Source organism: Streptomyces sp. BR1, assembly GCF_052373795.1.
GTDB lineage: Bacteria > Actinomycetota > Actinomycetes > Streptomycetales > Streptomycetaceae > Streptomyces.
The window spans coordinates 2,530,141-2,553,203 of record NZ_CM126252.1 but is presented as its reverse complement, the minus strand read 5'-3'; the positions used below and the strand labels follow the sequence as shown (position 1 = coordinate 2,553,203).

Genomic DNA, 23,063 nt, shown 5'->3' with positions numbered 1-23,063 from the left:
AATGAACTCCCGTCAGCGCCGTGGCGTCATCCTTCTCCTGGTCTCGGTCCTGTGCGCCATCGGTGCGCTCGGCGGGGTCATCTCGGTGATCGACGACGCGAACGCGAAGGTCGGCCCCGAGGTGACGGCGTACCGGGTGAAATCCGATGTGGCGCCCTATACGAAGCTGGAGCACGCCCAGTTCGAGCAGACGAAGATGCCCAAGAAGTGGCTCTCCGAGAACGCGGTCACCGATCTCTCGGCCATCGACGGGAAGATCGCCGTCACTCAGCTCAAGGCGGGTTCGCTGCTCCAGTCCGACATGATCGTCAAACGCCCCCAACTCCAGCCGGGCGAGCAGGAGATCGCGATCATGATCGACGCGGCCACCGGAGTGGCGGGCAAGATCCAGCCGGGCTCGGCGGTGAACATCTTCGCCACCTTCGCCGCCGGGAAGCAGGGCGACACCCCCCAGTCGAAGATCATTGTCTCCGGTGCCAAAGTCCTCGACGTCGGCAAGCTCACCCCGATCGACGCCAACCGCGACGACCGGAGCAAGAGCACCGAGGCGGTCCCGATCACCTTCGCCCTGAACACCCTCGACGCCCAGCGCGTCGCGTACGCGGAGTCCTTCGCCCAGCATGTGCGGCTCGCGCTGGTGGCGCCCGGCAGCGACTCCTCGGTCCGGCCGGGCGACCGTACGTACCGCCTCGAAAAGGACCAGTGAGGTAGCGGATGACCACCAGGATCCTCCCGGCCGTCGGCGACGCCGACGCCGCCCGGTCCGTCACCACCCTGCTCAGCCAGCTCCCGGACGCCGAGCCCGCGATGCCCGTCGGCGACTCCACCCAGCTCCTGGACACCCTGGCCCGGCTCGCCGGGGAGTCGCTCGACGAACTGCCCGAGGTCGTCCTGGTGCACGAGCGCATCGGGCCGGTCCCGGCGCTCGACCTGGTCCGCGAGGTCGCGCTGCGCTTCCCGGCGGTCGGCGTCGTCCTGATCACCGCCGACGCGGGCCCGGGCCTGTTCGCCGCCGCCATGGACTCCGGCGCGCGCGGCCTGGTCACCCTGCCGCTGCACTACGAGGAGCTGGTCAGCCGGGTGCAGGTGGCGGCCCAGTGGTCGGTGGGCGTGCGCCGCCATCTGGGCGGTACGGGCGAGGTGTTCAGCGGCCCCGGCGGTACGGTCGTGACGGTCACCGGGGCCAAGGGCGGGGTCGGCACGACGGTCACCGCCGTCCAACTGGCGCTCGCCGCACGGGCGTCGGGCCACAGCACGGCCCTGGTCGACATGGACCTCCAGGCCGGGGACGTGGCCTCCTACCTCGACGTGCAGTTCCGCCGCTCCGTCGCCGACCTCGCCGCGATCACCGACATCTCGCCCCGGGTCCTCCAGGACGCCCTGTTCACCCACCCCAGCGGCGTCGCCCTGCTGCTCGCCCCGGCCGACGGCGAACGCGCCGAGGAGGTCACCGACCGCGCGGCCCGCCAGATCCTCTCCGCCCTGCGCAACCGCCACGACGTGGTGATCGTCGACTGCGGCACCCAGATGAACGGCGCGAACGCGGCCGCCGTGGAGATGGCGGACATCGCGCTGTTGGTCACCACCCCGGACGTGGTGTCCGTACGCGCGGCGAAGCGGATCGTACGGATGTGGGACCGGCTCCAGATCCGCAAGGCGGAGGAGACCACGACGGTGGTCAACCGGCATACGCGCACCACCGAGATCCAGCCCGCCCTGGTCCAGAAGGTCACCGGCACCCGGATCACCCGGACCTCCGTACCGGCGAACTTCAAGGAGCTGCAAGCCGTCGTCGACTCGGGGCGGCTGCACGACCTGGAGGCCAAGTCCACGGTGAAGCAGGCGCTGTGGACGCTGGCGGGGGAGCTGGGCCTGGTGAAGGCGTCGGCGGCCGCTGCGGAGAAGAGCGGCCGGGGAGCCCTGGTGCTGCGGCGGCGGGCGCACGGATGAGTCCGGGCGCACGGGTGCGGGGCATACGGTCGCGGGCCGAGCGGGACCGGGGGCAGGTCGTCGTCGAGTTCACCGGGATGGTGCCGATCATCCTGGTGACGCTGGCCGCCATCTGGCAACTGGTGCTCACCGGCTACACGTTCACGGTCGCGGGCAACGTCGCGGACGAGGGGGCGCGGGCCGGGGCGGCCAAGGGCGGCGGGCCGGGCGCGTGCGCGGCGGCGGTGGCGAAGGCCGTGCCGGACGGGTGGAGCGCCGACACCGACTGCTCCGGGGGCGGCGACCCCGCCGTCTTCACGGCGACTGTCGGGCTGAAGGTGCCGGTGCTGTTCCCGGGCGCCCTGAACTTCGGGTTTACGGTGCACGGGCACGCGGGGGCGGCCAGGGAGGAGACGCCGTGAGGCGCGGCCACGGCGAGAGGCGGCCGGTCGGGTCCGGCAGCGGTCGTGCCCGTGACAGCCGCCGCACCCGCCGCGCCCGGGGTGACCGGGGCGCGGCGGCCGTCGAGTACCTCGGCTTCCTGCCGCTGCTCCTGCTGGTCGCGCTCGCGGGCGTACAGCTGGGCATCGCGGCGTACGCGGCCCAGCAGGCGGGGACGGCGGCCCGGGCGGCCGCGCGCACCGCCGCGCGGCACGAGCGCGCCGACGGATACGTACAGGCGGCGAAGGCGGCCATGAGCGGGTGGGTCGGCAAGGACAGCGACGTCAGCGCGGCGGGCTGCCCGGGCACGACGGTGACGGCCAAGGTCACCGTGCCCGTCCCGTCCGTCTTCCTCGTCGGCCACTTCGGCCCGGTCACCAAGACCGCCACCATGCCCTGCGATGACCGGAACTGACCGAGGAGGCACGCCACATGAGCCTGCGGGCCCGTATCACCGCCCCCGAGGAGACCCGGGGGAGCGAGGGCGACGCCCATCTCGTCGCCACCTACCGGGGCAAGCTCCTGGAGGAGATCGACCTCGCGGAGATGTCGTCGCTCGCGGCCGCCGAGCGCCGGGCGCGGCTGGAGCGCGTCCTCGGCCACATCCTCAGCCGCGAGGGCCCGGTCCTGTCGACGGGCGAGCGGGCCCAGCTGATCCGCCGGGTCGTCGACGAGGCGCTGGGCCTTGGCGTACTGGAACCGCTGCTCGAAGACGCCTCCGTCACCGAGATCATGGTCAACGGCCCGGACCACATCTATGTCGAGCGCGGCGGCCGGGTCGAGCGGCTGCCGATGCGGTTCGCCTCGCACGAGCAGCTGATGCAGACCATCGAGCGGATCGTGTCGACCGTCAACCGACGGGTCGACGAGTCCAACCCGATGGTGGACGCCCGGCTGCCGTCGGGCGAGCGCGTCAACGTGATCATCCCGCCGCTCTCGCTCACCGGCGCCACCCTCACCATCCGCCGCTTCCCGCGCTCCTTCACGCTGCCCGAGCTGATCGGCTTCGGCTCGCTCGACCAGCACATGCTGCTGCTGCTCGCGGGGCTGATCCAGGCCAAGTTCAACGTGATCGTCTCGGGCGCCACCGGCACCGGCAAGACGACCCTGCTCAACGCCCTTTCGGGGCTGATCCCCGAGCACGAGCGGATCATCACCATCGAGGACTCCGCCGAACTCCAGCTCCAGCAGTCCCATGTGATCCGCCTCGAATCCCGCCCGGCCAACGTCGAGGGCAAGGGGCACATCTCCATCCGCGACCTGGTCCGCAACTCGCTGCGCATGCGCCCCGACCGGATCGTGGTCGGCGAGGTGCGCGGCGGCGAATCCCTCGACATGCTCCAGGCGATGTCCACCGGCCACGACGGCTCGCTCGCCACCGTCCACGCCAACAGCGCCGAGGACGCGCTGATGCGCCTCCAGACCCTGGCCTCCATGTCCGAGATCAAGATCCCGTTCGAGGCGCTGCACGACCAGATCAACTCGGCCGTCGACGTCCTCGTCCAGCTCACCCGGCACGCCGACGGCTCCCGCCGGGTCACCGAGATCGCCCTGCTCGACTCGCACGGCCGCGACCCCTACCGGCTCGCCACCGTCGCCCGCTTCGCCGCCCGCCCGATGGGCGCCGACGGGCGCGTGCACGGCGAGTTCCAGTACTTCCCGATCCCGCGCCGCGTCGCCGACCGCCTCTACCTCGCCGGGCAGAGCGTCCCGCAGGCGTTCGGCATCGCGTCCTTCGACGAACAGCTCGCCACCCGAGAGGCAAGGTAAGCAGCGCCATGGACGGACTCGCCCAGCTGACCATCGGGGTCACGCTGCTCGCCTGCGCCGCGGCCGCCGCCGGCACGCACGCGTACGCCACGGGCCGCGCCCAGCGCCGCGCCCTGGTCGAACGGCTCTCCGCGGCGGGCGAAGCGCCGCCCGCCGGGCGCCACCGCCGCTTCGCCGGGATCGACCGCAGGCTGCGCCGTACCAACCTCGGCAAGCGCATCGAGCGCAAGCTCGCGGTGACCGGCCTGAACGTGACGCCCGGCGAGTACGCCGTCTACGTACTGGCAGCCGTGGTGGGCCTGTGGGTGGTGGCGGCCTCCGTCCTCGCCTCCTTCTTCGGCCCGCTCGCCGCGCTCGCGGGCCTGTGGGCGGCCAACACCTTCCTCACCTGGCAGCGCACCCGCCGCACCGAGGCGTTCATCAACCAGCTCCCCGAGATCTCCCGCGTGATCGCCAACGCCACCCAGGCCGGACTCGCGCTGCGCACCGCGATAGCGATGGCGGCGGACGAGCTGGAGGCCCCGGCGGGCGACGAACTCAAGGCGGTAGCCGATCAGTTGGCGGTGGGCCGCACCCTGGACGACGCACTCGACGAGCTGGCGCGCCGCCTCCCGTCCCGCGAACTGGTCGTCCTCGTATCGACGCTGATCCTCTCCAACCGGGCGGGCGGCGCGGTCGTCAACTCGCTGCGCAACCTCACCACCACCCTGGAGGAGCGCAAGGAGACCCGCCGCGAGGTACGCACCCAGCTGTCCCAGGTGAACACCACGGCGTACGCGGTCCCGGCGATCGGGGTCGGCGCGATGCTGCTGGTCAACCAGATCGCGCCGGGCTCGCTCGCCAAGATGACCGGCACGTTCCTCGGCCAGGCCGCCGTCGTCGTCGCCCTCGGCCTGTACGCCCTCGGCTTCGTGGCGATCCGCCGTATCTCGAAGATCGACGTCTGAGGACCACGGAGGAGCCGGACATGGAGTCGGACATGGACAGGGGAAGCCGGGCATGGAACTGATCCTCGGACTGGTCCTGGCGCTCAGCGTCCTGGGCGCCTTCCAGGGCGTACGGATGTACCGCGCCGAGACCAAGCTCCCCACCGACCTGCGGCTCGCCCTCGAGGTCGGCGCCACCCGCACCACCAGGACGGGCGGCGCCATCGACCGCCTGGGTATCCGCTACGCACCGTTCGTGCTGCGCCTGATGGGCCCCAAGCGGGTCAACGACAAGCGCCGCAGGATCGACATGGCGGGCAACCCCGGGGGCCTGACCATCGACCGGTACGCGGCACGGCGCGCGGTGTACGGGGCGCTGGGCGGGGTCGGTGCGGTGGTGATGCTGACCGGCGGCAACTACCTGCTGGCCGTGCTGATGCTCGCGTTCGCGTACTACTGGGTCGAGGTCGGCATCTGGGTCGCCGTACGCCAGCGCCGCGACGACATCGAGCGCACCCTGCCGGACTTCCTCGACGTCCTGGCCGTCGTCGTCTCGGCCGGACTCGGCTTTCGCCAGGCGCTGGAGCGGGTCGCCGAGAAGTACGAGGGACCGTGGGCCGACGAAGTGCGCATCGCCCTGCGCCAGATGGACATGGGTGTGAGCCGCCGCCAGGCGTTCGACGACCTGCGCCGGCGCAACGACTCCGAGCAGGTCGCGATGTTCGTCACCGCACTCCAGCAGGGCGAGGAACTGGGCGCGCCCATCGTGGACACGTTGATAGCGATCGCCACCGACATGCGCCGCACCGACGCCCAGAACGCCCGCCGCAAGGCCGCCAAGGCGGTGCCGAAGGCGACGCTGATGGTCACCACGTTCATGGTGCCCGCCACCATGATCCTGATGGCGTCGGCGATGCTCCTCGGCTCGGACGCGGATCTCGGCTCACTGACGGGGAAGTGACATGTCCGAGAGTCCGGCGCCCGAGGTGTCCCTCCAGCTCAACGCCTTACAGGCACTGTGCAGACAGGTGTTCCTGTTCCGGCTGGCGATGATAGGTCTGGCCACCCCCTTCGCCCTGACCAACACGGCGGCGGGCGGCCCGACATGGCTGGTCTCGGGGGCGGTCCTGATCACCTTCATGGGCTCGTACGCGCTCTACCGCGACTGGGAACGCTTCGGCCCGCTCCTCCTGCGCCACCCGTCCCTGCTCGCCGTGGACACGGTCTTCGGCGCGCTGCTCCTGTTCACGGCGACACCCGACTCGACCCTCGCGTACGTGGTGGTCTGCACCCCGCTCCTCGCCGGTCTGGTGTACGGGTGGCGGGGCGCGGGCGTCTTCGCCGGGCTCCAGTGCGTGATCCTGGCGCTCGCGTACATGGCCGAGCGCCGCTACCACGAGGCCGCCCCCTCCTCGCTCCTGCTGCCCGGCTTCTGCGTGCTGTCCGGGGCGGCGGGGGTGGGGCTCGGCGGCCTGCTGCTGAGGTTCGGCGAGGCGTCCCGGGCGCTGGCCCGTACGCGGGAGCGGCTGGCGGTGGAGGAGGAACGGGCGTACCTGGCGAGGGAGTTGCACGACTCGGTGGCGAAGACCCTGCACGGGGTGGCGCTCGCGGCCGAGGGCCTGGCGACGGCCGCCTCCGCCGAGGACCCGCCGACGGTACGCCGCCGCGCCCTCCTGGTGGCCCGCTCGGCCCGCCGGGCGGCGGCGGAGTCGCGGGAACTCCTGGCGGACCTGCGGCGGGAGGAGGACGAGGGCGGTGGCATCGACGTGATGCGTGAACTGGGGGAGCGGGTAAGGGAGTTCGCGCGGCGAAGTGAGGACATCTGGTTCACCTACCAGGCCCTCGGGGACGGCTGTCCGCCCCTGCCGCCGGTGCCGCACCCGATCGCGCGCCAGCTCCTCACGATCACGGCGGAGGCCCTGGAGAACGCGCACCGCCACGCGGGCCCGTCCCGGGTCGACGTGTCGGCGGGGGTGGTCGGCGATCTGTTCCGGATCAGCGTGTACGACGACGGGCGCGGCCTGCCGCCCGGGACGACCCTCGAAGGGCTCAGGCGGGCGGGCCACTTCGGGGTGGTCGGCATGGTCGAGCGGGCGGCGGGCCTGGGCGCGCGGATCCGGATCGGCCGGGGCGAGGCGGTCAGGGGTACGGAGGTCCGGGTGGACCTGCCGCTGACGGCGCTGAGGGTGTGAGTCTTTTGGTTCGCGGAGCGAGGGGACCCGGCATGCGGGTGGTGGTGGCGGACGACAACCCGGTCGTACGGGCCGGGCTCACCGCGCTGCTGTGCGGTCGCGACGGGATGGAGGTGGTCGCCGAGGCGGCCGACGGGGGCGCGGCGTACGAGGCGGCGGTACGTCATCGGCCGGACGTGGTCCTGCTCGATGTGCGTATGCCGGGCGTGGACGGACTGACGGCCCTGCCCCGTCTGGTGCGGGTGGCGCCGGTGCTGATGCTGACGTACAGCGGGGAGAGCGCGACCGTACGCGAGGCGCTGCGGCTGGGCGCGGGCGGCTATCTGGTGCACGGCGAGTTCACCGTGGAGCAACTGGTGGGAGCGGTACGGGACATCACGGCGGGCCGCGCCCGCTTCACCCGGACGGCGGCGCGGGCGCTGACGGAGCCCGGGGCGGTGCCGGGAAGTGTCATGGACCCGTTCGTTTCGTTAAATCCGAACGAAGAGGCTTCGCGGATGCAATCGGATGTGGGACAGTCGTTCGCGAGCCTTGGGAGGCAGACTCCGGCCCGCCCCAAGGGACTTGGCGAGCACCTGCTGAGCAGGAGGGAGGTGGAGGTGATGGAGCTGATCGCGGTGGGCATGAGCAATCGGCAGATCGCCGACGCCTGCTTCATCAGCGAGAAGACGGTGAAGAACCACATCAACCGGATCTTCGCGAAGCTGCACAGCAACAGCCGCACTCAGGCGGTCGCGACGTGGCTGGGTACGCGGGCGGGGCAGGGGGTGCCGGGATGAGTCTCTTGCCGCTGCCCCAACTGGCCCGCAGGGCCCGGAATTGGGCCCAGGGACCCTGTGCCCCCACCGGAACCCCCCGGTACGGTTCCGCTGTCGAATGCGGCACCGCCGTCGAACCCGGAGGGGACCCCCGCCATGAACGACAAACTCCTCAAGCCCGCGACCGCCGCCAGGACCCGGGTTCACGGCTGGCTGAACACCACGGCCGAGGCCCTGCGACGCCGGGGGGACCGGGGGCAGGGGGCGGTGGAGTACATGGGGATCATCATCGTGGTGGTGGCGATCATTCTGGTGCTTACGCAGACGAATTTCGGTACGGCCATCGCGCAGAAGATCACCGCCGCGATCAACAAGATCAACCCCTGACAGCGCGTCCGTCCCGTACATCGCGCACATCCCGTACCTCCCGTCGCCCCCGAGGCGACCGCGGGCAGGCCTTCCCCCTCTACATCACGGCGGTGGCGGCCCTGCTCTTCCTCGCGTTCGCCTACTTTGCGGTGGGGCAGGCGGCGGTGAAGCGCAACGAGGCCCAGACGGCGGCGGACGCGGCGGCGCTCGCGGCCGCGCAGGACTTCCGTGACCAGCTCCGGAACGGACTGCTCGACACCTTCGACATCACCCGCTGGCAGAAGCTGCTCGACGGCGACCGGGGCGGGCTGCTCCCGCACGACTCCTGCGTGGCGGCGAACGACCTGGCGGGGCGCAACGACGCCACGGTCGATCCGGGCGGCTGCAACCTCACTTTCACGCCCGAGCCCACCTACCAGGTCGCAGTGCGGACCAACAAGACGGCGGGCAGTTCGGTCATCGCCGCCACGAGCGACCACAAGGGCGCGGCGCAGGCGACCGCCGTGGTCGTACCGCGCTGCCGCCTCCAGGATGGCCAGCCGGGCCAGTCGGCCGAGCCGACACTGACGCCGACGGTGACCGTTCCCCCTGGGGAGTCGCCCGCGCCGGGCGGACCCGGGGGCGATGCGAAGACGTACCGACTCGTCTGCGACAAGCGGGACTTCGATGTCGACCCGGCACACCTCGATCTGCTGCCCAAGGCGTCCGACCTGTTCTCCGTCCAGCTGGCCAAGAAGTAAGCGAAGGAAGAAGCGAGGGACCGACTGATGGATAGGGCCAAGAACAGAGCGTGGGGGAGAGGCGTGGCCGCCGCGACGGCCGCTGCCGCCCTGGCTCTCACCTTGACCGCCTGTGGCGGGGCCGGCGGCGACAAGAAGGCGGACGACACGACGTCCACCCCTGCGGCCGCGTCCGGCGGGAAGTCCCAGTCCCAGAGCAACGCGCCCACGACGCAGAGCAATGAGGTGCTGGCGACCGTCACGGGCGGCGACGGCATCCAGATCGTGATCAACAGCGCGAAGCGCGACACGGGTGGCTTCGTCACCGTCGAGGGTGTGGTGGCGAACAACTCGGCGCAGGGGTTCACGGCCCCCGGCTGGCAGGGAAGCGAGCAGGAGTTGCGGGACAACGGGGCGTCGATGGCGGGCGCGTCCCTGGTGGACAAGACGGGCAAGAAGCGCTACCTGATCCTGCGCGACACCGACGGCCGCTGCCTGTGCACCCGCTTCCCGACCGGCCTGACGGCAGGTCAGAAGATCCCCTTCTACGCCCAGTTCCCCGCACCCCCCGCCAACGTCACCGAAGTCGACTTCCAGCTGCCCACCATGCCCACCGCCACCATCAAGATCTCCGGCTGAGGCACGCGATGCGCGAACTGAGAAGCCAGCCATACGCGGACGCGCCACGCACCAGTCGGCTCGGCTCCGCCGCGATGGCGGCCGTCGCTGTCGGGGCGCTGCTGTTCGCGGGGACGGCCCCGGCTGTCGCCGACGACCCGAACCCCACCGTCGTACCCTCCGCGTCCCCGCCCGTACGGGTCGACGCGAACGCGCCCGGGCTCAAGCTCTCCGACGGGGCCACGCTCGCCGCGCCCAGGGTCGTCGACATCAAGTCGGTGGTGGAGGACATGGGCGGCGAGGAACGCCGTTCCGACACCAACGCCGACATCTCGTTCGCTCTCCAGGCCGAAGTCCTCTTCGGCAAGGACAGCGCGGAGTTGTCGCCCGAGGCGACCGGCCGTATCCAGGCGATCGCGGACGAGGTCAAGAAGCAGAAGGCCACGAACGTCCGGGTGTTCGGCTTCACCGACAACCTCGGTACGCACGAACACGGCGTGGTGCTGTCCAAGCAGCGCGCGGACGCGGTCCAGGGAGCGCTGTCGCAGGCGGTGGGCGGCGGATCGGTGACGTTCGACATCCGGGGTTACGCGGAGGACTACCCCATCGCCGACAACTCCTCGGAGGACGGCCGCCGCAAGAACCGCCGTGTGGAGGTGTCGTTCCCGCGCGGGGCGACCCCGTAGGCCGCCGTGCGGTGGAGAGGGTGGGCCCGGCCGGCCGGGTGGAGGTGCGGTCGGCCGGGCCCCGTATGCGCGCGGGCCCCCGTCAACGTCCGCAGATGTGACGCTCCCGCGCACCACAAAGACTGCCGGACGGTGCCGACGCCTGGCTTGGAAAAAAGCGCACGCGCCGGTACGGCTTCAAGACCTGTCCCGTTGCCATGCCGCAGCCCCGGCCGGTCGCCCGTGCCGGGGCTGTCTTGCGTCGCCAGTGGCTCAGTGGGTCGGGAACTGCCCGCCCTTGACGGCAGCGACGAAGGTCGACCAGGCGGTCGTGTCGAGGACGAGCGCAGGGCCGTGCGGGGCCTTGGAATCACGGACGGGAACGCCGTCGGCGTGTCCGGCCGACACCTCGACACAATTGCCCCCGCCGTTGCTGTAGGACGACTTGAACCAGCTGGCGCCCTCCAGGTCCGATGCCATCACCGTGGCAGGGTTTATGTTCATTCTGCGATCTCTCTCGATAGTTGGTGCAGAAGCTTCGGGGTGTCACGAGGAGGCAAGGCGGCGGCCACCATGGCGTCGAACATGCGGGAGAACCGCCCGACCTCGCGCGGCTTGTCCGTGACAGCGACGGTGAACCACGCGGTATCGGTCTGAGCCGTCGTCGGCAGGCCATCACCAAGGATCATGATGTTGACGTCATGGCACGCGACGTAGCCGCGCACCGTCTGAGGGAGAACCTGCAGTGTCACGTTCTCCAGGGCAGCCAATTCGGCGAGTGCCGCATACTGCTCTCGCATGGTGCCCGAGTCACCGATGGCGTAGCGCAACGCCGGCTCGTACAGGACCGCCCACACCTTCAGCGGGTCTTCATCGCGTGTCAGGGCCTCCTTCCTCTTCATGCGTAGTTGCACGCTTTGCCGTACGAACTCCGTGGTCGTCTCGTCAATGGGCTTGTGCTGTTCGTGGACGGCTTGCGCGTATGCCTCGGTTTGGAGAAGCCCCGGAATGATCGTCGGGTGGAAGATGCGGATCTCCCGCGCTGCGGACTCAACGCCGAGGAACCGCGGCATGCCCGACAACATGGTGGTGCCGGTACCGGTCCACCACTCCTGACTGGCCCCCTCGCGCTGGAGTGCGACCAGCCGGTTCACCTGCTCTTCGTCGGTGATGCCGTAGCGCTCCAGCAGCTCTCGCAGGTGTCCGGCCTGCCGGAAGGACTTCCAGCCGGTCTCGACGCGCTGAAGCGTGCTCTCGTCGAAGTGCAGTCCCCTTACTGCCTCCGCGATGGTGAAACCGGCCTCCTTCCGTAGCTGCCGCAGTTCGTGCCCGAGCCCGATGCGCCTTGCGGTTGGCTGCGGCCTTGCGGCCATGTGCCCTCCATTCTGGCGCACGTGCGCGCCGTCGCCTGCCTTGTGTTCAGCCTGGCATCCGTTGCGCCAGCAGCAGAAGCCATGCGCATGCATTGGCATGTGCCATTTCTACTTCCAAGGCTGATTCCCAGCAGATTCTGTTGTGCCTAACTCTGCTACGGGGCACGGTGGTTGAGCCCAGGAGGGCGATCGGGGGGTGCGGAGGCGTGCCCGTGAGGCAGGGGTAGGCCAGAGCGGCGACGGCTTCCGCTGCACCTCGTGCGGATCCCTGAACAACTCGCGATGCCTCGATCGCAAAGACCGTCCGTCACGCAAGGACCCCCGCGACCGCGCACACGGTCCGGGGGCGTGGCCAACCTGAAGGAAGCAGGTCGACATGCCGAACTGTATCGTCCGAATCTTCGAACCACTGTGGCGGTTCTTGCGGCCCGTACCGGGCCGTCACTGGACGGCCGTGCCGCCCCTGGTCGTCGAGCGCGTGGACACGCCGACGCCGCCCCCGCCGCGTGTGCGGGTGAGCCGGCGGGTGTCGATGCTGCGGGGTGAGGACACGGCGCTTGTGCGCCCGTACCTCGTGGCGTACGAGCAACTGGCGCGGCGGCGGGCGCTGTTCCTGACGGTGCACGGCATCGATGTGGGGCCGCTGGCCATCCACGGGGTGGTGGGTCGGTGAGCGCCGTGGACCGTACGGCGCCGGAGCCTGTGACCGGGGACGTGAAGCCTCGGGGGCTCGGGTTGTGCTGGGCGGCGGCGCCCGGGAATCCGGCCCGCAACTGCACTCTGACAGACCGTCATGTAAGTCCGCACTTCCACGAGTACTCGGGTGCCGAGTGGGACTGGACAGGCGGACAGCCGTGACCGGGCTCGGGCAGCAGGTGCCGCCCGCCGAGTTGACGCTGCGGGTCTCGCGGGACGGCGGCCGGACCTGGGGGCCGACGCGGGTGATCCCGGCCGTTGCCCCGCTGGTGCCGCTGTACACGTCCGAGTGGCCGCCGTGCCGCTGCGCCCCGGGCGTCCAACGGCACTGAGGTGACCATTGGACGCCCTCGGGCGAATTGCCGATCGCGTCCTAGGAGTTGCCGACCTCACGGCCGCCGCCACCGTACGGGACGGTGATCAGCTCCATGGCGTGACCGGACGGGTCGAGGAAGTAGACGCCCCGGCCGCCGTCGTTGTGGTTGATCTCGTTCGGGCGCTTCATGTACGGGTCGGCGAAGTACCGCACGCCCGCCTGCTTGATCTTCTCGAAGCCGACGTCGAACTCGTCCTCGGAGATGAGGAACGCGTAGTGCTGCGGCACGATCTTGTCCGGGTCGCCGGTGGCGAAGTCCAGGGTCACGCCGTTGGCCGTCTCGACGGGGACGAACGGTCCCCACTCGTCGCCGACCCGCAGCCCCAGGATGTCCGCCAGGAACTCGGCGGAGGCCCGGTTGTCCCGGGAATGGATGATGGTGTGATTCAACTCGACTGACACGGTGGAATGCCTCCAACGGGCATCTCACGGGCACCTCCACGCTCACCCGGCCGGTGACCAACGCGCGATGCCGTCCAGTGATCGTAGGCAGGCGCGAGCGGGGCTCGCAAGGACGGTTCCCGGCCGCGTGTCAGCCCGAGGCGGGATGTACGTACACCCGCACCCCCACCCGTACGCCCCACCCCTCCATGGCTCCCGCCTCCGCCTCCAGGATGTGCCGGGCGCGGATGCGGGGGGCGGTGAGGCGGTTGGGGGGCACGGTGTGCAGCGCGATGACGCGGAGCGTGCGGTCGAGGTAGGCGACGTCGATGGCGAATCGCATACGGAAGGTGTGTACGGAGGTGGCGGGGGTGAGGAGGATGGCCCCCTCGATCCCGGTACGCCCGAGGAGGCCGCGCGTGCGGGCGCGATAGGAGGCGGCGATCCGGAGCGGCACTGCGAGGTTGCCGCCCTCGACCCCCAACTCCGCGTCGCCGTCCGCCCACCGAGCCATGGGCGCAGGCTATAGCTCCCCCACCCCGCCCCTTCCCGAAAGCTCTGGGCGAGCGGCCGGGTGCAGCGGCTGCGGGGGGATTCGGTCGTACGAGCGTCAAGGTGGGAGGGGGAGTAGTCAAGGTGTCTGAGCGTGATGTAGAGGCGCCACAGCCCTACCGCTCTCTGAGCGAGGGCGCGAGGTTCTTGAGCCAGGCGTTGCGTACGCGAGTCCACTCCGTTCCGCATCCTTTGACGCGCTGGGAGGGGAGGTTGCGGGTGTGAGCCAGGTCGGCGTTCCGGACCGGGGAAGCACCGTAGAGATAGCACAGGTGATTGGCAGCTCGCTGGGGGTCCGTAGAGTGCTCGTCGCTGTGCTTCGGGTCGGGTGCTTCGCTTGTTGCAGCTGAGAGTTCGTACTCCTGGGCAGCCAGTCTTAGCTGGTGCTCTCCGTCGGAGCCTTGACGTATCAGCATGATGGCAGCGAACTGGTCGGCCGTGTCTTCCTCGTTCCGTCCGCCGAGGGGCAGGTCCAGGACATCGATGAGGGCGTGCCCCGCCTCGTGGAAGACGGTTTCCGCGACCACCGCGTTGACCGCTTCGTCCGGTCGGGGGTAGCCGGCGTCCTGGAACAGCTTGCGGTCCTCTGCCACCTCGTCGTAGCAGATCTCGACGTGGCGGGTTTCGGGGTCGTACGAGGAGCCCTCGCCGTGGCACGACCGTCCGATGAGGGTGACTTCGTGCTCCAGCGCAAGGAAGGTGTTGAGGGCTGTCGATCCCTTTTCCAGCGTTTTTTCCGCACGGAGGAAGGCAGCCTCGCTGCGGTCGGCGGCGGAGGGCCGTTCGTAGCGGGCGACGAAGCCGGAGCCGACGGGTGCGGTGCCCTTTTGTGAGCCTGCGGTCTCATGGCCCGATGTGGTGCAGCTAGTAACGAGCACGGTCGCACACAGTGCGGTGCACGGAATGTGTCGTGTCAGTCTGCGCAGGTTGCTCTTCCACACACCCTTCATTGTGCCCTGCGGATGCCCCCAGCCGCCGAAGCAGCTGGGGGCGAGGAGGCCGATGGCGGTGTGTTGCTTCAGCGGGCCGATACCAAGCCGCGCCGTACGGGAAGTTGTGATCTCAGGGCCAGAGACTTGTCGGGGGACACCAGCATGTATTCGTGGCCCAGGGCGGACGCGCTCGTGTCCATGAACAGGGAGACCTCTCCGTCGGTCCAGACCATAATGAGGTCGTCTTGCCAGGCGTTCTCACTGAAGTCGCCAGCGATCATGAGGGTGGAGTGGTTGGCCCACAGGTCATTGGCAGGGACGATCTGGGTTGACTGGTGGAACCCGGATTCGTCGACATTGGTGTACAGGGTCAGTGAGCCGTCCGCCCACCGTACGGCCACGTCGTAGATGTTGTGGTCGCCGTCGAAGTCTCCGCCCGTGACCAAGACAGCGTTCTTCCATATGCTGTCCTGCGCGGGGCGCGAGAGCTGGCTTTCCTTGTGGAAGCCAGCTTGATCGACGTCGGTGTACAGCGTTACCTCTCCGTCTGTCCAGCGGACGATCACGTCGTCTGGCCACTTGTTGCCCGCGTAGTGCCCGGTGGCGAGGCTGACAGCGTGCTTCCAGATGCTGTCGGTCGCTGGTTTCTCGATCTGTATCTCCTGGCTGAGCTTGTTCTGCTCGGAGACGTCCTTGTAGATGGTTACTTCACCGTCAGACCAGCGGACCATGAGGTCGTACAGATCGGTGCCGGTGAAGTCACCGGCTGTGATGACGTCCGCGTGCTTCCAGGTTTCGTTGGGGGCGGCGAGCTGGATTTCCTTTTCGAAGTTGCCGTCTCCGTCACCGATGTAGAGCGTGACTTCGCCGTCCGCCCACCGCACGACCATGTCGGAGCTGGTGTAATCGGGCGACTCGGTAGTGAAGTAGCCGGAGGCGATTCCCCGCGCGTACTTCCAGGTTTCGCCCTTGCCGAGGATTCCGCCGGTTGCTGGTTTGTCGCCTCGTACGGCGGAGTCGTAGAGGTTTTTGATGTCGGTGCCGAAGTAGGAGCTGTAGGAGGTGTCGGGGGTCGGGCCGCCGGTCTTGTAGCCGCCGATGACCCCGATGACGTCGCCGGTCTGTGTGTTGGTGTTGAAGTTGGCGATGAACGGGGCGCCGCTGCTGCCGCCGCTGTAGCCGTCGCAGTCGATGCGCAGGTACGAGCCGGGCCAGCCGCTGAACTTCGCCTCCGTGGTGTCGGCGGTGCAGGTACGCGGCGGCGGGTCCGCACCGGGGTAGCCGACCAGGTGGACGTCCTTGTGGGCGAAGCCGGTGTTGGTCGCCAGGCGGTTGCCGCCGACCGTGTCCTCTACTTCCTTGCCGTTGGTGCCCTTGTCGGCTTCGGCGAAGGCCACGTCGAACTGTGCGGCGGCCTGCTTGTCCCAGCTCAAATACCGCTGGTCCATCCAGGCCAGGGCCCGGTTTCCCTGGCGCTTGATGGGGAACTTGCCGTACGGGGTCTCGATGCCGCCCTGGGCGTTCTTCTGGATCTTCGGCGCGAACGCCAGTTGGTTGGCGGTTTCCCGCCCGGTGAGGCAGTGTCCTGCCGTCAGTACCAGGTTCCGCTTCGGGCTCGACACCACGCTCGCGCTGCAGAAGTAGATCTGCTGGTTGTTCTCGACACGAAACATCGTGCCAGCGACGGGCAGTCCCTCAAAGCGTTGGCTCGGCACAAAGGACGCCAGAGTCTTCGCAGCAACTGCGTTGTTCTGTTTCCCTTCCTCTGGCCAGGGTTTGGCCGATGCCATGCGTTCCGGCGTCAAGAAGGCATCCACATCGTCCGCGTTCCACCGAGCCAGGCTGTAAGGCCGCGGTGACGGCACAGCCTTCGGCGTGGCCGTTGTAGGTGCCGGAGAGGGGGATGCCGGACGCGTCGGTGAAGACGGTACCGGCGAAGGCGGTGTCGGTGAAGCGGCAGATGGTGAACGTTCCTGGGCACTGGCTGGTTTGTCGCCTCGTACGGCGGAGTCGTAGAGGTTTTTGATGTCGGTGCCGAAGTAGGAGCTGTAGGAGGTGTCGGGGGTCGGGCCGCCGGTCTTGTAGCCGCCGATGACCCCGATGACGTCGCCGGTCTGTGTGTTGGTGTTGAAGTTGGCGATGAACGGGGCGCCGCTGCTGCCGCCGCTGTAGCCGTCGCAGTCGATGCGCAGGTACGAGCCGGGCCAGCCGCTGAACTTCGCCTCCGTGGTGTCGGCGGTGCAGGTACGCGGCGGCGGGTCCGCACCGGGGTAGCCGACCAGGTGGACGTCCTTGTGGGCGAAGCCGGTGTTGGTCGCCAGGCGGTTGCCGCCGACCGTGTCCTCTACTTCCTTGCCGTTGGTGCCCTTGTCGGCTTCGGCGAAGGCCACGTCGAACTGTGCGGCGGCCTGCTTGTCCCAGCTCAAATACCGCTGGTCCATCCAGGCCAGGGCCCGGTTTCCCTGGCGCTTGATGGGGAACTTGCCGTACGGGGTCTCGATGCCGCCCTGGGCGTTCTTCTGGATCTTCGGCGCGAACGCCAGTTGGTTGGCGGTTTCCCGCCCGGTGAGGCAGTGTCCTGCCGTCAGTACCAGGTTCCGCTTCGGGCTCGACACCACGCTCGCGCTGCAGAAGTAGATCTGCTGGTTGTTCTCGACACGAAACATCGTGCCAGCGACGCCAGGGGCATCAGCCTGCTGGCTGGCCATGCGATCGCCTAGCGTCCCGCCAGTTGACGTTTCACTCTGTTTCCCTTCCCCGGGCCAGGGTTTCGCCGCCGCCATGCGCTCCGGCGTCAAGAAGGCATCCACATCGTCCGCGTTCCACCGAGCCAGGTCGTACCTCTCAGGCAGAGGTGAAGCCGGGGCGGTGTCGCTGGCGGAAGGAGACGTCGAGGGCGATGGGACGCCGGGTAAGGACGTTGCGGTCTGGCTTGGAGTAGGTATCGGGCTTGGTGATTGCGCTGAAGCCACCGATATGTTTGCGACGAGCATAGCGGTGACACATGCTCCGACCCACAGGGGCCGGAGCGACAGTCTCTTGTGCACGGTACGAGATGCCTTTCGTTGAACTCTACTGGCGACCACAGGAGTTTGCCTGCGATACTGCCGAGATGACCGTAAGAAGCTACCTTACGAGCACAAAGGCGAAAACCTCATTCCGGGCTCATCGACTGCACAGGAGGGCCATAGTTGGCCTGATCTCAGCGGTATTCATCATTCCGTTTCACGGCGCTGCTGTCGCCGCCGAAGCGCCCCGCTTCGCTATCTCCGTCGAAAACGGGTGGGACCTCAAGCAGTGCTCAGTTGTCAAGGTGACAGCGAGACTCACGACCCCCCTAGCCGACGAGTCGCAGCACATCGCCGCCATCGAGGTGCGCTCCGGGGCCATTGATGGCGGGTCCGCGAAACTTCCTGGAAAGCGGGGTGTGTTCGAGGGGTACGTGTACCTGTCTCACCCCCCTGGGGACTATGCCGTCTCCGTCATAAGTTCAGGAGTGGCGACAGGTAGTACACCCATCAGGATCACCGCCATGGCCCAGGGGGCGGAAAGGAGACAGTTTCCGTATGCAGTGGATCCAGACATATCCACTGAAGAACCGGCCATTCCGGGTGGGCCGGTAGAAGTCTCGGTGGCTGACGAGGCCCCAGATCCACAGGAAAAGTACGTGACCGTCACATCGGAGGCATTCGTACGGCCGGTTAACCTGGAGTTCAATGGGCGGCATTACATCGGCAGGGGGAGAGTGCGAGATGATGCGAAGCCCGGTAAATACACTATGCAGCTCACGAGCCATTTTGGTTGTGGTGAGGCAATGTCGCAGAGAGGTGATGGAGCCTTGGAGGGGCTAACGGTTATCAGCTCGAGCGGGCAGAAGGCTCGTGCGCTTTCTTCATGGGTATTGGGTGCCTTCGCTGCTGGTGGAATCGCCGCACTGATATCCGGGTTGAGTTTCGTGAAATGGCGACGTTCCCGTATTTCTGTGTGACGGTGATCTACTGAGCCGAGACTGATGGGTTTCCTGCTCGTTTGGTTGGGTGTGATCGAGGCATCCGGCCAGCCGAGGACAACTCCTGCACCACATGGAACCATCGCGAATGGAAGCACTCGGATCACCGTTTTGCATTCACGTGGATATGAGGTCGATTCGCTTCCGCGTGATCCATCTCAGATTGCCGAAGTCCCTCCTTCTTCCGGCGTTGGGCTTCAGTAGCCTGGGTCCGGGCTACGGTTATTCGCCGCTGGCTGGCGGCGGCATGGCCGTCGTCGATCACGCAGTGGCCGGGGTTGGACCTGCATGTCCCATAGCACTGGCGGGGCTTCCAGAACCTCAGCTGAACGGCCGAGCCGCGGGGGTGGGGGGACAAGCCGCCCCTCACCCGCGCACGCGTGCCCCGGGGCGGAGCCCCGAAAGCGGGGTGGAGGGGCGGAGCATCAGGGGTGCGGGGGTGCAGCCCCGCACGGGGGTCCGGGGGCGGAGCCTCCGGGAAACCACCTTCACCCCCACCCACCCCCGGAGGGTTTAGGGAAGGGGTGGGGTGGGGGAGCTGACCGGGGTGCGTCTGCTGCTCGTCCTCCTCGCCGCCGGCTACGGACTGACCCTCGGCCGGCTTCTCCCGCGTGCCGCGTACCGGCTCGCCGTGGAGCCGGACGAGCTGTGGCGCACCGAATGCCCCGCCGGGCACCCCATCAGCGGCTGGCTCGGCGGGCCGCCCTGCCGCACCAGGAGCGCGGTGACGGCCACCGCCACCGTCGCCGCAGCCGCCCTCGCCGCCACCACCGGCCCCCACCCCGAACTCGCCGTCTGGCTGCTTCTCGTACCCCCGGCCGTACTCCTCGGCGCCGTCGACGTACGCGTCAAACGGCTGCCGGACGTGCTCACCGTCCCGCTCGCCGCGGCCGCCGCCGTACTCCTCGGGGCCGCCGCGCTCGTGCCGGACCACGCCGGGTCCTGGCGGCACGCGCTGCTGGGCGGACTCGTGCTCGGGGGCGCGTATTTCACCCTGTTCCTCATCAACCCCCGCGGCCTCGGCTTCGGCGATGTGAAGCTCGCCGTCAGCCTGGGCGTGGTGCTCGGGTGGTACGGCTGGGCCACCCTCTTCACCGGCGCCTCCGCCGGTTTCCTGCTGGGCGGCGGCTACGGCCTCGCACTCGTCGTCGCGCGCCGGGCCAGCCGTAAAGCCACGATCCCGTTCGGCCCCTTCATGCTCGGCGGCGCGTTCCTCGGCCTCCTCATCGGCGGTCTGGCCGCACAGGGCGCGTAGCGCGCCGAGACGTGGCGTCGGCGCGCCCGGCACGCCGTGAAGCCGCCATCCCGTTCGGCGCCCTCGGCCTCCTCCTAGGCGGTCTCGCCGCCCAAGGCGCGTAGGGTCCGCGCTATGGCGCATACCATCCGGAACCACAACAACCGCACCTTCGAAGAGCTGATCGCCGAGGCGGAGGCCGCCCCTGTGGACGGCTGGGACTTCTCGTGGCTGGACGGCCGGGCGACCGAGGAGCGGCCGTCCTGGGGGTACGCCCAGGCCATGGCCGCGCGCTGGGCCCGGGCGACCGCCGCCCTGGACGTGCAGACCGGCGGCGGCGAGGTCCTGGCCGCCGCGCCGCAGCTCCCGCCGCTCGCCGTGGCGACCGAGGGGTGGCCGCCGAACGTCGCCCGGGCGACCGCCCTGCTGCACCCGCGCGGCGTCGCGGTGGTGGCTGACGCCGACGAGCCGCCGCTGCCGTTCGGGGACGGCGCGTTCGACCTGGTGACCAGCCGTCACCCGGTGAAGACGTGGTGGCCGGAGATCGCCCGGGTGCTCACCCCCGGCGGCACCTTCTTCTCCCAACAGGTCGGCCCGGCCAGCGTGTTCGAGCTCGTGGAGTACTTCCTCGGGCCGCAGTCCGCCGACGTACGCAATCGGCGCGACCCGGGCCGGGCCCGCACCGAGGCGGAGGCGGCCGGGCTCCAGGTCGCCGATCTGCGCCTGGAGAAGCTGCGCACCGAGTTCCACGACATCGGCGCGGTCGTCTACTTCCTGCGCAAGGTGATCTGGATGGTGCCGGGCTTCACCGTCGAGGAGTACCGGGACCGGCTCAAGGCCCTGGACGAGCAGATCCGTACCGAAGGGCCCTTCGTCGCGCACACGACACGGTTTCTCATCGAGGCCAGGAAGCCGCTTCGGTCCTTCTGACACGATCTAGCATCCGGGCATATGGAACGAATGCGGACAATCGCCAGCGAAGTGGAAGCCGTCGTGCGGCGGGTGGTGCCTGTCAAAGCCGCGGTCCGTGCAGGGCGGCCCGCCCTCCTGTGGTGGGGGTGGGCCGCCGCGCTCTTCCTGCTCTACGCCGCCGTCGGCGCCCGCCGCCAGGCCCTGATCCGTACCACCGGCTACGACCTCGGCATCTTCGAGCAGGCGGTGAAGCAGTACGCCCAACTCCGCGCCCCGATCGCCCCGTTGCGCGGTGACGGCTTCAACCTCCTCGGCGATCATTTCCACCCCGTGCTCGCCGTCCTCGCACCCCTCTACCGGCTCGCCCCCTCCCCGTACACCCTGCTCTTCGCACAAGCGGCCCTGCTCGCCGTCGCCGTCGTGCCGCTGGCCCGGCGGGCGCACCATGTGCTCGGGCGGCGCGCCGCTCATGTCATCGCCTTCGGATACGGGCTGAGCTGGGGCATCGCCTCGGCCGTCGCCTTCGACTTCCACGAGGTGTGCTTCGCGGTCCCGCTCGTCTCGTACGCCCTGGAGGCGCTGGCGGTGAGGAGGTGGAAGCTCGCCGTGGCGTGGGGCGCGCCCCTCCTCCTCGTCAAGGAGGATCTGGGGCTCACCCTCGCCGCGATCGGCGGGTACATCGCCTGGCAGGGGCGGCGCCGCCTCGGCCTTGTGACCGCCGCCGCCGGACTGCTGGGCAGCGCCCTGGAGTTCAAGGTGCTGATGCCGTTCTTCAGCCCGGCCGGCACCTACGCGCACGCCGCCAACCTGGAGCCCGGCCACAGCTCGCTGCTCACCACCCTCGCGCTCGCCCCGCTCGACGCGGTACGGCCCGACGTCAAGGCCACCACCCTCGTCCTTGTCTTCGCGCCCGCCGCCCTGATCGCGCTGCACTCACCGCTGGCCTGGCTCGCCGTGCCCACGCTCGGCTGGCGGATGCTGTCGCAGAACCCGTTCCACTGGGGCACCTCGTTCCACTACACGGCCGTACTGATGCCGGTCGTCTTCGCCGCCCTGACCGACGCGCTCGCCCCCTACCGGCGCTCCGGCGACGCCCTGTCCCGCCGCCATGTGCGTGCCTCGCTCGCCACCACCCTCGCCGTCACGGCCGTCCTGCTCCCGTCCTTCCCGCTCGCCCAGCTCGCCCACCGCTCCACCTGGCGCTCCACCGCGCACGTCGCCGCCGCCCGCGAGCTGCTGCGCCGCATCCCGGACGGTGCGACCGTCGCCGCCTCCAACCGCCTTGTCCCGCAGCTGACTTCACGTACGGACGTGGTGCTCTTCCCGACCTACCCCGTCCACTGGCGGCTCTACGACACCGGTGCGCCGGTGCCCCCGCCGACCGCCCAGTGGATCGTGTACGACCGGGTGCCCGCGGAGTCCTGGCCGTATCCGCCGGGCTACTGGCCCTACCCCAAGGAGCGCCAGGAGGCCGAGCTGATCAAGGCCGAGCAGGCGTACGGCTACCGGGTCGTCGCCCAGCGGGAGGGAATCACCCTGCTCAGGCGTTGAGATCACGGACGCGAAGGACCAAAAGGGGAGAGGGATCTCTGTCATGACCAAGCACAGCAAAGGCGGTATCACCTACAGCTGCGGGCTCGACGCCGCGGTCGACGTCGTCGGGGGGAAGTGGAAGCCACTGATCCTGTGGGCGCTGCACGCCGGCACCCACCGCTTCGGCGAGCTCAGGCGCCAGGTGGACGGGGTCACCGAGAAGGTGCTCATCCAGCAGCTGCGCGAGCTGGAGGCGGACGGGATCGTCCACCGCGAGGTCTACCGGGAGGTCCCGCCCCGGGTGGAGTACTCGCTGACAGCGCAGGGTGAGGCCCTGAACACGGCACTGGGCCCTCTGGGTGAGTGGGGTGAAGCACACATGGAGCGCATTCTGGATCTCAAGATCGAGCAGCGCGGTCCGGCCGAGGCCGTGCCGGTCGGCCCCTGACCTGCACGGTCAAAGAAGCGTTCCGCCACCGGGTACCCCATGGGAGGTACCCGTCGGCGGTCCGTTCCGGTGTCCCGGCGGTTTCGGAGCGTAATTCCGGCACGCCGTGGGCCCCACCACCACTTACGAAGGGTTATGGTGGAAACCCCCCCTCGGGCCGGTCCGTATCCCCCCCACGGACCGGCCCGTTTTTTTGTGCCCGGTTTCTGTGCGCGCGCTGTGAGTTGGCG

The 23,063-nt window shown here is 69.2% G+C and carries 26 protein-coding genes; 20 read left to right on the top strand and 6 right to left on the bottom strand.

The features are described from left to right. Position 1 precedes the first annotated feature (1 nt). From cpaB to ACT1U9_RS10720, 13 genes are all read left to right on the top strand, one after another. Entirely contained in the window at positions 2-706 is a 705-nt protein-coding gene (cpaB, locus tag ACT1U9_RS10780) for a Flp pilus assembly protein CpaB (protein WP_444538124.1), read from the top strand. A gap of 8 nt (positions 707-714) precedes the next feature. Then, the gene (locus ACT1U9_RS10775) at positions 715-1,950 is read left to right on the top strand and encodes an AAA family ATPase (protein ID WP_444538123.1); all 1,236 of its coding nucleotides are present in this window, start codon (positions 715-717) and stop codon (positions 1,948-1,950) included. Then, positions 1,947-2,351 carry a TadE/TadG family type IV pilus assembly protein gene (locus tag ACT1U9_RS10770; RefSeq protein ID WP_444538122.1) on the top strand — a complete coding sequence of 135 codons (405 nt, stop codon included), beginning with the start codon at positions 1,947-1,949 and terminating at the stop codon, positions 2,349-2,351. The genes ACT1U9_RS10775 and ACT1U9_RS10770 overlap by 4 nt, the downstream gene beginning before the upstream one ends. Continuing rightward, a complete protein-coding gene (locus ACT1U9_RS10765) occupies positions 2,348-2,785 on the top strand; it encodes a TadE/TadG family type IV pilus assembly protein (RefSeq protein WP_444538121.1) in 438 nt (145 codons plus the stop codon). The genes ACT1U9_RS10770 and ACT1U9_RS10765 overlap by 4 nt, the downstream gene beginning before the upstream one ends. A 17-nt stretch (positions 2,786-2,802) precedes the next feature. Next, entirely contained in the window at positions 2,803-4,140 is a 1,338-nt protein-coding gene (locus ACT1U9_RS10760) for a CpaF family protein (RefSeq protein WP_444538120.1), read from the top strand. Positions 4,141-4,148: 8 nt separating this feature from the next. Next, positions 4,149-5,087, top strand: a complete 939-nt coding sequence (locus tag ACT1U9_RS10755; protein WP_444538119.1) for a type II secretion system F family protein — start codon at positions 4,149-4,151, stop codon at positions 5,085-5,087. Between the two features lie 52 nt (positions 5,088-5,139). Next, positions 5,140-6,027 carry a DUF5936 domain-containing protein gene (locus tag ACT1U9_RS10750; RefSeq protein ID WP_444538118.1) on the top strand — a complete coding sequence of 296 codons (888 nt, stop codon included), beginning with the start codon at positions 5,140-5,142 and terminating at the stop codon, positions 6,025-6,027. A 1-nt stretch (position 6,028) separates the two neighbouring features. Further along, positions 6,029-7,258, top strand: a complete 1,230-nt coding sequence (locus ACT1U9_RS10745) for a sensor histidine kinase (protein ID WP_444538117.1) — start codon at positions 6,029-6,031, stop codon at positions 7,256-7,258. Between the two features lie 32 nt (positions 7,259-7,290). Beyond that, positions 7,291-8,037: a response regulator transcription factor gene (locus tag ACT1U9_RS10740; RefSeq protein WP_444538116.1), complete on the top strand. Its 747-nt coding sequence runs from the start codon at positions 7,291-7,293 to the stop codon at positions 8,035-8,037. 135 nt (positions 8,038-8,172) lie between these two features. Next, positions 8,173-8,403, top strand: coding sequence for a hypothetical protein (locus ACT1U9_RS10735; RefSeq protein ID WP_393270531.1), 231 nt, complete (start codon positions 8,173-8,175; stop codon positions 8,401-8,403). Beyond that, on the top strand, positions 8,400-9,125 hold the full coding sequence (locus tag ACT1U9_RS10730) for a pilus assembly protein TadG-related protein (protein WP_444539062.1): 726 nt from the start codon (positions 8,400-8,402) through the stop codon (positions 9,123-9,125). The genes ACT1U9_RS10735 and ACT1U9_RS10730 overlap by 4 nt, the downstream gene beginning before the upstream one ends. A gap of 63 nt (positions 9,126-9,188) precedes the next feature. Next, positions 9,189-9,743, top strand: coding sequence for a hypothetical protein (locus ACT1U9_RS10725; protein ID WP_444538115.1), 555 nt, complete (start codon positions 9,189-9,191; stop codon positions 9,741-9,743). A gap of 8 nt (positions 9,744-9,751) precedes the next feature. Beyond that, positions 9,752-10,408 (top strand): OmpA family protein, encoded by a 657-nt coding sequence (locus tag ACT1U9_RS10720; protein WP_444538114.1) that lies wholly within the window; start codon positions 9,752-9,754, stop codon positions 10,406-10,408. Positions 10,409-10,660: 252 nt separating this feature from the next. Here the strand turns inward: ACT1U9_RS10720 and ACT1U9_RS10715 are convergent, their stop codons facing one another. Both ACT1U9_RS10715 and ACT1U9_RS10710 read right to left on the bottom strand, forming a co-directional pair. Further along, positions 10,661-10,891 carry a DUF397 domain-containing protein gene (locus tag ACT1U9_RS10715; protein WP_444538113.1) on the bottom strand — a complete coding sequence of 77 codons (231 nt, stop codon included), beginning with the start codon at positions 10,889-10,891 and terminating at the stop codon, positions 10,661-10,663. Next, on the bottom strand, positions 10,888-11,760 hold the full coding sequence (locus ACT1U9_RS10710; RefSeq protein ID WP_444538112.1) for a helix-turn-helix domain-containing protein: 873 nt from the start codon (positions 11,758-11,760) through the stop codon (positions 10,888-10,890). The genes ACT1U9_RS10715 and ACT1U9_RS10710 overlap by 4 nt, the downstream gene beginning before the upstream one ends. A gap of 376 nt (positions 11,761-12,136) precedes the next feature. Between ACT1U9_RS10710 and ACT1U9_RS10705 the strand changes: the two genes are divergently transcribed. Together ACT1U9_RS10705 and ACT1U9_RS10700 are read left to right on the top strand one after the other, a co-directional pair. Then, a complete protein-coding gene (locus ACT1U9_RS10705; RefSeq protein WP_444538111.1) occupies positions 12,137-12,433 on the top strand; it encodes a hypothetical protein in 297 nt (98 codons plus the stop codon). Between the two features lie 181 nt (positions 12,434-12,614). After that, positions 12,615-12,788: a hypothetical protein gene (locus tag ACT1U9_RS10700; protein ID WP_444538110.1), complete on the top strand. Its 174-nt coding sequence runs from the start codon at positions 12,615-12,617 to the stop codon at positions 12,786-12,788. A 41-nt stretch (positions 12,789-12,829) separates the two neighbouring features. Here ACT1U9_RS10700 and ACT1U9_RS10695 read toward each other — a convergent pair whose 3' ends face one another. The 4 genes from ACT1U9_RS10695 to ACT1U9_RS10680 all read right to left on the bottom strand — a co-directional run bounded on the left by ACT1U9_RS10695 (position 12,830) and on the right by ACT1U9_RS10680 (position 17,405). After that, entirely contained in the window at positions 12,830-13,234 is a 405-nt protein-coding gene (locus ACT1U9_RS10695; protein WP_444538109.1) for a VOC family protein, read from the bottom strand. Positions 13,235-13,364: 130 nt separating this feature from the next. Further along, a complete protein-coding gene (locus ACT1U9_RS10690; protein WP_444538108.1) occupies positions 13,365-13,727 on the bottom strand; it encodes a DUF192 domain-containing protein in 363 nt (120 codons plus the stop codon). 154 nt (positions 13,728-13,881) lie between these two features. After that, positions 13,882-14,706: a DUF4344 domain-containing metallopeptidase gene (locus ACT1U9_RS10685; RefSeq protein ID WP_444538107.1), complete on the bottom strand. Its 825-nt coding sequence runs from the start codon at positions 14,704-14,706 to the stop codon at positions 13,882-13,884. A 77-nt stretch (positions 14,707-14,783) separates the two neighbouring features. After that, positions 14,784-17,405 carry a trypsin-like serine peptidase gene (locus tag ACT1U9_RS10680; protein ID WP_444538106.1) on the bottom strand — a complete coding sequence of 874 codons (2,622 nt, stop codon included), beginning with the start codon at positions 17,403-17,405 and terminating at the stop codon, positions 14,784-14,786. A gap of 404 nt (positions 17,406-17,809) precedes the next feature. On the opposite strand from ACT1U9_RS10680, the gene ACT1U9_RS10675 reads away from it, so the two are divergent. The 5 genes from ACT1U9_RS10675 (at position 17,810) to ACT1U9_RS10655 (ending at position 22,833) form a co-directional block, all read left to right on the top strand. Next, the gene (locus tag ACT1U9_RS10675; protein WP_444538105.1) at positions 17,810-18,685 is read left to right on the top strand and encodes a hypothetical protein; all 876 of its coding nucleotides are present in this window, start codon (positions 17,810-17,812) and stop codon (positions 18,683-18,685) included. A gap of 568 nt (positions 18,686-19,253) precedes the next feature. Then, positions 19,254-19,961, top strand: a complete 708-nt coding sequence (locus ACT1U9_RS10670; RefSeq protein WP_444539061.1) for a prepilin peptidase — start codon at positions 19,254-19,256, stop codon at positions 19,959-19,961. A gap of 114 nt (positions 19,962-20,075) precedes the next feature. Further along, positions 20,076-20,870 (top strand): class I SAM-dependent methyltransferase, encoded by a 795-nt coding sequence (locus ACT1U9_RS10665; protein ID WP_444538104.1) that lies wholly within the window; start codon positions 20,076-20,078, stop codon positions 20,868-20,870. A 30-nt stretch (positions 20,871-20,900) separates the two neighbouring features. Then, positions 20,901-22,403: a DUF2079 domain-containing protein gene (locus ACT1U9_RS10660; RefSeq protein ID WP_444538103.1), complete on the top strand. Its 1,503-nt coding sequence runs from the start codon at positions 20,901-20,903 to the stop codon at positions 22,401-22,403. A gap of 43 nt (positions 22,404-22,446) precedes the next feature. Next, positions 22,447-22,833 (top strand): winged helix-turn-helix transcriptional regulator, encoded by a 387-nt coding sequence (locus ACT1U9_RS10655; RefSeq protein WP_444538102.1) that lies wholly within the window; start codon positions 22,447-22,449, stop codon positions 22,831-22,833. The last annotated feature ends 230 nt before the right edge of the window (positions 22,834-23,063 follow it).